Below are 12,374 nucleotides of genomic sequence, written 5' to 3'. Positions count from 1 at the left end.
AATTGATTCTGAGTGAGCCCGATAGTTGGAGAATTTAAGTCCGATGGAAAGCTTGAACCAAGATGCGCTTTTTTTGTGGTTAGTCTCTGGCCATTCCCCAAGGTTTGAACGCCAAGGGCAAGTGTTTGAACGTTATCAAGAGTCAGCAAACCCCGCTGGTGTTTCACGTGTGCGAATTATTTATCAAGATGCCGTGGTAGAGGCGACAATATCGGCATGGATAGCGCAATTACCTCAGTCTAACGTTATCGGTATCGCCCATATCGAACGACAAGTTGGTTTACATTGTATCGAGTTGGCACTGGTAAATTTGCCTTCTCAGGCGCAGTTAGCGGCATTCCCGCAGTCTTTAGCTGAACTGCATGTCATTCATGCTGATTTGCCTTGCTTGAATCATCCCGGCTTATTAGTGATGGATATGGATTCCACAGCGATTCAGATTGAATGTATTGATGAATTAGCGGTCATGGCAGGCGTGGGTGAGCGCGTGGCGGCGATTACTGAACGTGCTATGCAAGGTGAGCTAGATTTTGAGCAGAGTTTGCGTCAGCGCGTTGCACAGCTTAAGGGCGCCGATGCCAGTATTATCACGACCTTGTGCGACAACTTGCCTTTGATGCCAGGGCTTGAGCCCATGCTTTTAGAACTTAAATCCCATGGCTGGCGTTTAGTGGTTGCATCTGGCGGCTTTACGCCTTTTGTTGGCCATTTAAGGCAGCTTCTAAACTTAGATGCGGCCTTTGCTAATGAGTTAGTGATCACTGACGGTAAACTTGCGGGGGAAGTAACAGGTAAAGTTGTGGATGCGCAGTTTAAAGCAGATGTGGTTGAGCGTTGTAGTGAGCAGTGGCAAATTCCAAAAGGCCAAAGAGTCGCGATCGGCGATGGCGCGAATGATATTCCTATGGTGATGGCAGCGGATTTTGGTATCGCTTTCCATGCCAAACCTAAGCTGGCAGCGGCGGCGGATGCCAATATTCGCCATCTCGACCTGCGGGTTCTACCTTATCTGCTACAAATCTAGGTTATTCATTTATTTAAATATAAGTCTGGATAGAGACTGAGTTAGAGCAATGACTCTTGTCTTTTATTGATGAGCTGGTAGTTTAGGGATATTGATAAACTACCAGTGACTTATTTTGACTCAGCTCGCCCAAGGCTCAATTTCGACCATTTCACAGTCTTCAATCTACCTGCCGTACCGCGATGGTCAACTGCATCTACGCCAGTTATTACCGGCTGCGCCTGATTTTTCTAAAACGCCTATCCTCATGCTCCATGGCGCTATGTCTAACGGTCGGGTGTTTTATAGCCTGAGTGGCCGTGGTCTTGGTTGTTATTTAGTGAAGGCGGGATTTGTGGTGTATGTGCTGGATACTGCAGGAAGAGGGCTCAGCTTGCCTAAAATCGATCGTGATTTTACCTTAGGGCAGGGGGAAGTGATCCGCGAGCAGTTACCTTTAGTGCAGCAGGCGATTCTCGATTTACATCAAAAAGTCTGCCAAGAGCAGACGACTCGTAAAGCCGTGGCGCCTTCGCAGGTGCATTGGTGTGCCCATTCATGGGGCGGCGTGTTGATGGCGAGTAGTTTGGCCCGATATCCTGATTTGCAGCAAAGCGTTCGTTCACTGCTTACTTTCGGTAGCAAACGGACAATTCGGGTTAAGTCCTTCAAAAAGTGGTTAATGGTTGATGTTTTTTGGAATCGTTTAGCGCCAGGTTTAGCGATGGGCCAAGGTTACCTCGCCGCCGATAAGCTGCGCATTGGTATGGACAATGAGAGCCGTGCCTCATTAGTTCAAAGTATCGATTGGGTGCGGGGCGATTGGATCGATCACGATGATGGGTTTGATTATGCGAAAGCGGCAAAGCGCGCTCATTGGCCACCGGCTTGGTTTATCTCAGGGCAAAACGATACTGTGTTGGGGCACCCTGAAGATGTGGCGGATATGGTCGTAGAGTGTGGCTTTAAACGGGTTAAATCGACGCTTCTCGCTAAGGAGAATGGCTTTAAGCATGACTATGGCCATGCAGATATGCTGACGCATTTAGATGCCACCAGTGATCATTTTCCTAAGATAAGGGATTGGTATTTAAGTTTTGATCTGGCGGTATTGAACAATTAAGACTGCTTTTTATGAAGTACTGGGTATCTTAATTCGACTTCTTGGGTAATATCTAACAGTTCGCCGACACCAATCACACGCCATAACTGTTCTTCTAACTGTTTAGCTTTATGGTTTGCATGAATATTAATGTATTCCAATTCACGGCGTAGGTAGTTCATGTCAGGCTTCTCTGTCGCGCCGCGATAAATCCGTAGGGCGAGGAATCTGCCTAATGCTTTGCTCTGATTGATAAAGGTTATCTGTGCTTCGACATCACCGATTTCAGTTGCAAGAGTGCACTTTAAAAAGATTTTTCCGCGAGATTGGCGAATTAACTGAATAAACACTTCAATAAAATCCATGTCCTGTTGGGGTTTCATTTGGCGGATAGGTTCGAGAATATCTCGCTTAAAAAAACCGTCTTTTAGCAGTGGCGCTAAATTATATTGCAGAGTATCTGAGGTGCCCGCGGCAAAAATATCGCTGATCTCATCCTGTTGTGTACCAACGCCTAAACAAGCGACTTGGGCAGATTTTGTCGTTTTTTCAACAAAATAGGGCACAGAATGTAAATCATGCATCAAAATATTTTTTAAACCATCGGCAAGTTCTTTGATTTCACTATTGTTTTCGGTGAGTTGCTCTAATTTTTCTTTGTTATGGGCAATAAGTTTATTTAAAAATTCTACCCCAACATGGGGCGTATGGCCCATAACGGCGGTTAAATGCAAGGTTACACCATTCTTGCGGGTACGCACTAAGCGGTAGGGGAGGTTATCTAGCTGTGTTTTGCCTGCAATGGTTTGGAGCTTTGGGAAGCTTAACAGTAGTGGTTTATTTGATGAAAAATCTGCAGGATTATCCAAGGTTAATTGCATGCCTCGGCTTGAAATATCTAAAGTAATGCCCGTGGCTTTGTGCTTGTCTTGAGTCACATTGACTAAGGTTTTAAAGGCGAAACGCGCTTCTTGGCGTCGCTCGCTAAACTGCATGGAAACTAACTTAATTTGATTGGTGGTCAGTCTTTGTTGACCAAAGGTTTTTAGGGCGTTGGCATTACTATCGTCTTGCCAAGCTTTGTAATGGCCTCTGGTATCTTCGTTGCTGATTTCGATGAGCTGAAGCAAATGGCTAAATTGTGATAATTGTTGTTCGACCAATGGGCTAAATTTTGCTTCATCTCCGGGGAGGGTCGCACGTCGATAACCCTTATCATGATAAATTTTATCTTGGGTGACTTTGAAGATCCGCCAGCTGGGCTTGGTCGATGCAAAGCCTAAAAATAAAGGCATCATGCCCTTAGCTTTAAGCTCTGCTAAGGTGGCAGAGTAAAAATATAAGCAACCTTGGGCATTATAGGTAAAGCTAAAAAATAGCCCATGGTCGGGATTTTCAGGATGATTAAGTAGCTCAGATAAACGGCTTGGTGTCAGCATAGCTGGTAACTGGCTCACATCATTTTCATCTTGAAAATAATGCACTATCTGCTGGTTATCTCGGCTGAGTAGCATGTGGCTCAAACCTTGCGTTTGAGTATTGAAATATAAAGGTAAGTGCGGTAAATGGGGTAAATAATGACGCTCAAATCCAAGCCCTGTTGCTGTGACTATCACATCATTCACATCTACTTTGTAACGCAGTTTGTAGCCGCGGATTAAATTGCCAAGCATTTCACTTAAGGCTTCGCTGCCCCCAATACGCTTGAGTCTTAACCAAATATATTCGCCATTGGTTTGGCTATCGACAACCTCATAGTCAACACCGAGCTGGAGATCGGGATAGTAAAACTCTTCACTGAGTTCCAGTAATTTTATTTTAAGGGGATGGTCGAGATCGAAGGGATGGTTGGCTGCAAGACGAATACGGGCACCACCTACGGATAAATCTGCAGTTATCCCTTGTACTTCACCACGGCCGGTTTGCGATGCTGCGATGCGAATACTGTAATTCATCCGCTCTTCTGTGCGGTTGAAATAACTGCCTAATACCACGCCTGGCACCATAAAAGGCTCTGACTCAGCGGCTTCCACTTGCGTGACATTTTGGCGCAACTTTAACCGACGTTGTTGGTGAGCATTTAGCACATACTCGTATACTCCCAAGGTATATTGGTTGCGAAACAGTGACATGGCCTCATGCATACTGTTTTTGGCGGGTTCATCTAAAAAATGTCGCTGTTGACCTAACATCACTTCAACACAAGGAAGCTCAGATTTATCCCTGAGATCGATAATTCGTGTGCATGGTGAAGCCAAACGACTGAGTTCCATTTTCACTAGAAAACGGGTCGAATTGGTTTCATCTATCGTCAGCTGCTGGAAAATCTCTTGGAAGTTAGGTTCCATGAGCAATGGCTTGAGCTGTTCGATGAGTGCACTATGGTTATCTAGACTCATGTAGGGTTCTTTTTAATGCTTATTTTGTATTGGGCTGTTAGTCTTATGTCGGCAGTATTCGCAGTTACTTAAATTGATTTTATACAGATTTTAATGAGTTATGGCAAAGAATAAAACGGCGTACGTATGTAATGAGTGTGGACAAGACTTTCCCCGTTGGCAAGGGCAGTGTAGCGCTTGTCAGGAATGGAATACGATCACTGAGGTGAGGCTCGGTGCAGCTTCGCCTGGGCGTAGCACTAAGTTTGTCGGTTATGCCGGAGCAAGCAGCAATGAAGTGAAGACATTAGATCAAATCGATCTCAATGCCTTACCGCGGATCTTGAGTCATTTTGGCGAATTAGACCGAGTACTCGGTGGTGGGATTGTACCAGGTTCTGCCATTTTGATAGGCGGACATCCAGGCGCAGGTAAGAGTACGCTTTTATTGCAAACTCTGTGTCATTTGGCCGAGCAAATGCCTGCACTTTATGTCACGGGTGAAGAATCGTTGCAGCAGGTAGCGATGCGCGCCCATCGCCTTGGTTTACCAACCAATAAATTGCGGATGTTGTCTGAAACCAGCGTCGAGCAAATTTGCGAAGTTGCCCTTAAAGAATTGCCGAAAGTCATCGTCGTTGACTCGATTCAAGTGATGCACATGAGTGATGTGGCATCGAGCCCTGGCAGTGTGTCGCAGGTGCGTGAATCCGCTTCTTACTTAACCCGTTTTGCGAAAGAAAATGGCATTGCCGTGATTATGGTCGGCCATGTGACCAAAGATGGCAGTTTGGCTGGGCCCAAGGTATTGGAACATTGTATCGACTGCTCTGTGATGTTCGAAGGGGATAGCGATAGTCGTTACCGCACTTTGCGCTCCCATAAAAATCGTTTTGGCGCGATCAATGAATTAGGCGTATTTGCCATGACAGAGCGCGGCTTAAAGGAAGTCGCCAATCCTTCGGCAATCTTCCTCTCTCGTGGTGAAGAAGAATCATCTGGCTCGCTTGTCATGGTGGTTTGGGAAGGCACCCGGCCCTTGTTGGTGGAGCTGCAAGTGCTGGTGGATAACTCAGCTATGTCTAACCCGCGCCGCGTGGCTGTGGGTATGGATGCAAACCGTTTGGCCATGTTGCTTGCCGTAATGCACCGCCATGGTGGTTTGCAGATGTCGGATCAGGATGTGTTTGTTAACGTGGTGGGCGGCGTGAAAGTAACGGAAACCAGTGCCGACTTAACCTTGCTGCTTGCAATGGTATCGAGTTTTCGCGGTGATATTTTGCCTAGCGATTTAGTTGCCTTTGGTGAGGTCGGGCTGTCCGGCGAAATTCGTCCTGTGCCCAATGGGCAAGAGCGATTAATCGAAGCCGCTAAGCATGGTTTTAAGCGAGCAATCGTGCCCAAGGCCAATGTGCCGAAAAAGCCTCCAGCTGGGATGGAAGTGGTGGGTGTTTCTAAGTTATCCGAAGCGCTAGAAGCGATTTAGCATCAAATGCTCGCGAGTGAGATTAACACCAGCAAGCAAAACAGCGCCATGAGGCGCTGTTTGTATTTGTGAGCTGGTGTTTTAAGCTGTGATATTGTGTTTTTCGATAAACAACATAAGTTCACGATTCAGCAAAGAAGCATCACCTAGGTTCAGTTCCACCATACGTTTTAGGTGGCTGATACTATCAACATCGATAAAGTTACACTTCAAACCTAATTGGGCATTTTTTTGATGGACCAACTCAGTTTCCATACGGATCTCAATGTCAGATTCTGGTAAGGCAAAACTGAGGGTAATAGCATCACCCGAATTAATAAAATTTTGCGGTTCTTCAACCAAGGCACCATTTAGACTCAAATCGAGAATGGTCGTCTCCCACTGTGCACCACCTTGTTGTAGATGTGCGCTCGTGGCAAATAGAATCCGCGAAAACTTACGCCTTTCGTCCATACCCAATCCTTTTTCTTTCATAGTCAGCTAAGTGTAGTCCCATCAGTGCCTCTAAGCATAAGTCATATTGATGTGGCTGTAAAAGCAGAGTAATTTTTTGTTCAATAAAGCTACCAAGATCGCATATTCACGCAGGCGGTGTGAATGACGAGGTGTTCGTTACATAAAGCGTAAGTGTGGCTCCTTGTACAACAACCCCTGAAACGTTAATACGCCAAGTATCAATACACTAAGTATCAAGGTTTGGTTGACTTGCCATATTCTAATATTGGGAGATGAAGGAGGGGGTGAAGTTAGCGTACGTTTACGCGGCACTGGCAGACTCTTATCGTGATTAATGTGATATTAAGTAGCAGTTATTACATAGGTTTAGGCGTTTTTTTAAACAACAGATTTCAGTTTTTGCCGCTAATTTTTTATCGAAGTGTAGGCGATGTCTTAGCTATCTTTGGGAGATTCCAGTATCATCCGCGGCCAACAACGGCTGCGTCTACATGATTAATGGCTTTTTAATCATCGCGAAGCATCACTGCTTGCAGATCATGGATTTTTCCCACAGTAGGAAAATGATGTGGATCTCTCACCCAAGTCTGATGGATTTGGGGCTCTAATCTGCCGCAGCCAGCGTCGCCAATTGCGTTTTAGGGTAATTGGTACCGACCCCATTTTAAGAGATCACAAGGTATAACAACATTATGTCTGAGCAATTGAGTTCAACAGCCGTACCCTCTGGTTCGTTTCTGGACCGTTATTTTTCTATTCAACAACGTGGCAGCACAGTTCGCCAAGAAGTGATTGCGGGATTAACAACTTTCCTCGCTATGGTCTACTCGGTGATTGTGGTGCCAAACATGTTAGGCCAAGCGGGATTTGATCCTGGTGCCGTGTTTATCGCTACCTGTTTAATTGCATCATTTGGTTCTTTGCTCATGGGTTTATGGGCAAATTTACCTATGGCGATTGGCTGCGCGATTTCGCTCACCGCCTTTACGGCCTTTAGCTTAGTGCTCGGTCAGGGCATGTCGATTCCGGTTACCTTAGGTGCGATTTTCCTAATGGGCGTGACCTTCACGCTTGTGAGTGTGACGGGTATTCGTCAGTGGGTGCTGGCTAATTTACCTAAGGGTATTGCCCACGGTACTGGCATAGGTATCGGCTTGTTTTTACTATTGATTGCGACTAACAGCGTGCAATTGATTGTGGCCAATAGCGCAGGCTTGCCGGTGAAGTTGGGCGACATTAACAGCTTACCTGTTATCGCGACTATTCTAGGTTTAGCGGCAACTATCGGTTTAGAGCGCCGTGGTGTACCTGGCGGTATTTTGTTGGTGATTATCGCGTTATCGGTATTTGGTTTAGTGTTCGATCCGAGCGTTAAATACCAAGGTTTGTTCGCCTTGCCTGATTTTACCTCAGAGCATTCACTGATTGGTCAGCTCGATATTATGGGTGCCTTTAATCCTGTGGTCTTGCCTATCGTATTAGCGTTAGTGATGACGGCGATTTTCGATGCGACCGGCACTATTCGTGCTGTGGCTGGCCAAGCTAATTTACTCGATAAAGACGACAATATTGTCGGCGGCGGTAAAGCCTTAACTTCAGACTCAGTCAGCAGTATGGTGGCAGGTTTAGTCGGCGGTGCACCAGCGGCTGTGTATATCGAGTCGGCGGCGGGGACTGCAGCGGGCGGTAAGACAGGTTTAACCGCGACTATCGTTGGCGTACTGTTTTTATTGATGATGTTTTTAGCGCCATTAAGCTACTTAGTGCCTGCCTATGCGACAGCGCCTGCTTTGATGTATGTGGGTTTGTTGATGCTGAGTAATGTGGCGAAACTCGATTTTGACGATAAAGTTGATGCCATGTCGGGCTTAACCTGCGCTGTGTTTATCATCTTAAGCTGTAATATCGTTACCGGTATTATGCTGGGTTTTGTGACACTGGTGGTAGGCCGTATTTGCAGTGGCGAATGGCGCAAACTGAAGTTAGGCGTGCTTGCCATCACCTTAGGTTTAGTGGTGTTTTATATGGGTGGCTGGGCGATTTAAGTTAGGCAAACTGAGTGATTTGAACTGAGTTATTGAGAACAGAAGCGAGTGCAGTCTTAGGATTAGCACTCGCTTTGATTTTGTGCTCTGTACTCACAATAGGCACGTAATAAGTCTTTCCAAGTAACAATCCCAACCAATTTACCGTCCTCTAACACGGGTAAGCAGCCTATATTGTTATCTAATAACATGCGGGTGGCCGTGTCTAAATTGATGTGAGGTGCGACGGTAACCGGATTACGCGTCATCACTTGATGGACACGTTTTTGTAGGGTTTCTAAGTCTCTTGCGGTTTCCGCGCTACTGCCCAAGTTCGGGCTAATCGCGCGCAATAGATCCCGCTCCGATAACACGCCTTCAAGTTGATACTCATCGACGACCAACAAGTGATGAAAGCTCGCTTGGTCGAAGATTTCCTTCGCCACAGTTAATCGATCGTCCATTTCAACCGTGACGACTCGGGTACTCATAATATCGGCGATAATGATCGGCATGATGATCCCCTGTTAAGCTTGCGCATCCTAGGATGCGCTCTGTTAATGCGCTGCATTACAGTTACTTATAACAGAGTGGTGCAAGTTTAGCCAACACCCATTACAAAGTTTTAACTCAAAGATCTTGGACCTCTGGCTCATCATCCGCTGTGATTGGCATCCGCTCCGATTCGGGCAAGTGTGCGCCTATGTAGCGTTGATACTTTTTACCTTTCAGTTTGTGGGTGTCCACCAGTACTAAGCCATCGATACAATCGCCAAAGTCGGCGTCGATACCAAAGGCGAGAAACTTAACCCCATCGGTTTTACACAGTTCACCATATTGTTTGTAGAGCGTAGGTACGGCCGCTCCCATACTCGCGAGCACTTGTTTGAGTTGCTTAAAGTTACTCTGATAATCCTCGGAGAAATACAAGTCATCTAACTTAGCTTTTTGGGATTTAGATAAGCCAAAGGGTGACATGGAAACTGCCATCTGCTGCGCAGGTGCAAATTCCCGCGCATAAAAGTGCACTAGCATTTCCCTAGCACTTCCAGGCAGTTGATTACTGATGGACACAGGGCCAAATAGATAACGATATTCAGGATGCTTGGCGAGATAAGCCCCAATGCCAAACCACAGATAATCTAAACTGCGTTTACCCCAATATTTAGGCTGCACAAAGCTGCGACCGAGTTCTAACCCTTGCTTCACAAAGGGCATAAAGCTGTCGGCGTATTGGAATAGGGATTGGCTGTAGAGTGCGTTGTCGCCATATTTTGCTAAGACTTGCTCACCACTGGCAAAACGATAGGCGCCGATAATTTCAAACTGCTCTTTATCCCACAACACTAAGTGTTGGTAGTAGGAATCGTATTTATCGATATCGCGGCGCTTGCCCGAACCTTCGCCTACGGCGCGAAAGGCGATTTCCCTCAGGCGGCCAATTTCCCGCATGATGGGATTACTGTCGTGGTGTTGGTACAGATAAATCAACTTGTTATCTTGCGTTTCCCCTAGAAGTTCACATTGTTGCAGTGCCGCTTGCAGTTCACGGCGCGATTCGGGGTGGGCGATAGCGCTCTGGGTGATAAACAGTGGATCTTTATCTTTGCCAATACGATACAAGTGATTTTTAAGCAGTTTTATCTTGGTCTTGAGTGGAAAGTCCATTGAGCGTACGGCTTCATTGGGAATGAGCTCGCCAATGCGGATCGGCATATTACGTTTAGCCTGCTTGAACATTTCCTTCACTAGCAGCAGTGTCGCAAGTGGCTTGTAAATCATAGATGCGCCGTAGAAAGTGGCAGAGTTTTTGGCATCTAAAAATATTGGCAGTAGGGGCGCATTGCAGGAAATCGCCATCTTTAAAAAGCCTGAGTGCCATTGGGTATCACGCACGCCGTTAGGGCGAAGGCGCGAAACTTCGCCCGACGGGAAAATCAGCACAGCGCCTTCGTTACGCAGGTGCTGGTGGATTTTTTCTAAATGCTGTTTCGGTGTGCCGCCCGTCATATTGCGCACTGGCAGTAAGATTGAGTGCAGGGGTTCCAGCGCCATCAAGAGTTCGTTGGCGACGACTTTGATATCAGGGCGAATTTCACTGATCAGTTTGATCAGCGCTAAGCCATCGAGCGAACCTATGGGATGGTTGGCGAAGATCACCACTCGGCCTTCACAGGGAATGTTTTCTACCTCGTTGGCGGGTACGGTAAAGCTAAAGTCGAAACTCGCCAGCACTTGCTCGACAAAGTCCACGCCTTGTAAATAGGCATATTGATTGGCGATATCGTTACATTGTTTTTCATTGAGCAGGTAACGCAGCATGGCCTTGGCGGGTTTAGCGAGCCAAGGTTTGTCGTTGATAGAAGGCAGATTTTGTTCAACCATATTATCAACGGTAAAAATCATGCTCTTCGCCTTAAGCGCTGGTGGCTGCACGGCATGGTTATTATGGTTAAGATTGCTGTTGAGCGTCTGGTCATTGTGTTCCATAGCGTTATCTGATTGATGAGTCATGTTATTTAGTTGATTCATAGTGTTAGGCAACATCCCTTGGGCGAGTTTCGCCGGTATTTGTGTTTGGCATTTGCTGCGCTGCCGTTTTTTGTTGTTTGTTTTTGTGCGCCTCAGGCGGCTGTTGCACTAACGCTATGCTGCTGAGAATATCGAGATTGAGTGTCTGTTCATTCCAGCGACACAGCTGTAATTCACCGTTAAGGGTTTCGGTGATTAAGCTGCAGTTTTCAACCCAGTCACCGTCGTTGGCGTAGATGATCTGCCGCTGCTCAGGCGTACTTTGGGGCGTGCAGTATTGTGCTGCTCTGGGGTGAGTTGAGAGTTCTGGCTGATGGATATGGCCGCAGATCACGCCGTCAACATCGAAATGCTGGGCATAGTTGAGCACCGCTTGGCGATAATGTCCGATAGCGGCTTGAGCCTTACCTACTTTCGATTTGATGTAACTTGCCAGTGACCAATAGGGATAACCTAAGCGTTCCCGCAGGCTGTGGAGATTGCGATTAAGGAACAGTAATAAGTCATATAAATGATCGCCCAATATGGCGTAGAAACGGCCGACACACACATCGGCATCAAACTGATCCCCGTGGAGCATCAACAATTTATGGCCGCCAATCCCGTGGTGAATATGTTGGCGGGCTATTTTGATATTCCACAGGCTTAGCTCGGCATAGGGTTTGATCAGTTCGTCGTGGTTGCCCGGCAGATAAATCACTTGTGTGCCGTTTTGTGCCAGTTCAATGAATTTTTGTAGCACCTTATTGTGGCTATCGGGCCAATGCAGCTTACGTTTCAGCGCCCATAAATCGACTATGTCACCGACCAGATACAAGTGCTGACAACGCACAGTTTCAAGCAAACTGAGCAGGTAGTCGGCCTTGCAATCTTTACAGCCTAAATGGATATCCGATAGCCAGAGGGCGTTAACTGTGATGCTTGGTGTATGGGGTGATGCCGTCTGGTCTGAAGTTAATGCGGATGGGGTAAAAGAAGCTGAATTGAATCGATTTGAGGGTGTTGGTGCTGATGTCGGAACTGATGTCGGTGATTGCGTCGAGCGGTTAAAGATAGGAGGTGAAAGGCTGGGGTCATTTATCTGTCCCTGCGCAGTTGTTTCAAATTCCTTGAAATTAAATCCTGTCATCTCGTATTCACCCCATTGTAGTGGTCAACTAAATTTGGCCACGGCTTTAGAATCTTCCCAAAATCTTCGCTCTGATTCATTTGGGCTTAATCCTGCATTATAATGATGTGGCCTGACTTGGCTGTAATAGCCAATAATATAATCAGTCACATCTTGTTTAGCTTCAACAAAACTCTTATAGCCTTGCGTTGGCACCCATTCCGTTTTTAAACTCCTGAAAAATCGCTCCATTGGCGCATTATCCCAGCAGTTACCTCGGCGACT

Annotated in this window: 10 protein-coding genes; 4 read left to right on the top strand and 6 right to left on the bottom strand. The window is 46.5% G+C overall.

What is annotated here, in order from left to right:
- Positions 1-43: 43 nt before the first annotated feature.
- Together serB and L5M40_RS03125 are read left to right on the top strand one after the other, a co-directional pair.
- A complete protein-coding gene (serB, locus tag L5M40_RS03130; RefSeq protein ID WP_263161906.1) occupies positions 44-1,024 on the top strand; it encodes a phosphoserine phosphatase SerB in 981 nt (326 codons plus the stop codon).
- Positions 1,025-1,139: 115 nt separating this feature from the next.
- On the top strand, positions 1,140-2,126 hold the full coding sequence (locus L5M40_RS03125) for an alpha/beta fold hydrolase (RefSeq protein WP_263176279.1): 987 nt from the start codon (positions 1,140-1,142) through the stop codon (positions 2,124-2,126).
- Here L5M40_RS03125 and L5M40_RS03120 read toward each other — a convergent pair.
- Positions 2,123-4,504, bottom strand: a complete 2,382-nt coding sequence (locus L5M40_RS03120; protein ID WP_028761432.1) for a PilZ domain-containing protein — start codon at positions 4,502-4,504, stop codon at positions 2,123-2,125. The two genes, L5M40_RS03125 and L5M40_RS03120, sit on opposite strands and share 4 nt — an antisense overlap.
- A gap of 100 nt (positions 4,505-4,604) precedes the next feature.
- Here L5M40_RS03120 and radA point away from each other — a divergent pair, with 100 nt between their 5' ends.
- Positions 4,605-5,969 (top strand): DNA repair protein RadA, encoded by a 1,365-nt coding sequence (gene radA / locus L5M40_RS03115; RefSeq protein ID WP_006082696.1) that lies wholly within the window; start codon positions 4,605-4,607, stop codon positions 5,967-5,969.
- Between the two features lie 81 nt (positions 5,970-6,050).
- Here the strand turns inward: radA and L5M40_RS03110 are convergent, their stop codons facing one another.
- Positions 6,051-6,422 carry a PilZ domain-containing protein gene (locus L5M40_RS03110; RefSeq protein ID WP_105251715.1) on the bottom strand — a complete coding sequence of 124 codons (372 nt, stop codon included), beginning with the start codon at positions 6,420-6,422 and terminating at the stop codon, positions 6,051-6,053.
- A gap of 695 nt (positions 6,423-7,117) precedes the next feature.
- Here L5M40_RS03110 and L5M40_RS03105 point away from each other — a divergent pair.
- Positions 7,118-8,470: an NCS2 family permease gene (locus L5M40_RS03105; protein WP_263176281.1), complete on the top strand. Its 1,353-nt coding sequence runs from the start codon at positions 7,118-7,120 to the stop codon at positions 8,468-8,470.
- 62 nt (positions 8,471-8,532) lie between these two features.
- Here the strand turns inward: L5M40_RS03105 and L5M40_RS03100 are convergent, their stop codons facing one another.
- From L5M40_RS03100 to L5M40_RS03085, 4 genes are all read right to left on the bottom strand, one after another.
- Entirely contained in the window at positions 8,533-8,964 is a 432-nt protein-coding gene (locus L5M40_RS03100; protein ID WP_113939315.1) for a CBS domain-containing protein, read from the bottom strand.
- A 115-nt stretch (positions 8,965-9,079) separates the two neighbouring features.
- The gene (locus L5M40_RS03095; protein WP_263256228.1) at positions 9,080-10,981 is read right to left on the bottom strand and encodes a lysophospholipid acyltransferase family protein; all 1,902 of its coding nucleotides are present in this window, start codon (positions 10,979-10,981) and stop codon (positions 9,080-9,082) included.
- Positions 10,982-10,985: 4 nt separating this feature from the next.
- Entirely contained in the window at positions 10,986-12,110 is a 1,125-nt protein-coding gene (locus L5M40_RS03090) for a UDP-2,3-diacylglucosamine diphosphatase (RefSeq protein ID WP_259569244.1), read from the bottom strand.
- A gap of 24 nt (positions 12,111-12,134) precedes the next feature.
- The coding region (locus tag L5M40_RS03085; protein WP_263256145.1) for an integrase core domain-containing protein at positions 12,135-12,374 on the bottom strand (240 nt) is incomplete at its 5' end.

The sequence above is a fragment of the Shewanella sp. SM68 genome (genome assembly GCF_025653925.1).
Taxonomy (GTDB): Bacteria; Pseudomonadota; Gammaproteobacteria; order Enterobacterales; family Shewanellaceae; genus Shewanella; species Shewanella oncorhynchi.
This window is presented reverse-complemented; position numbering and strand designations above follow the sequence as displayed.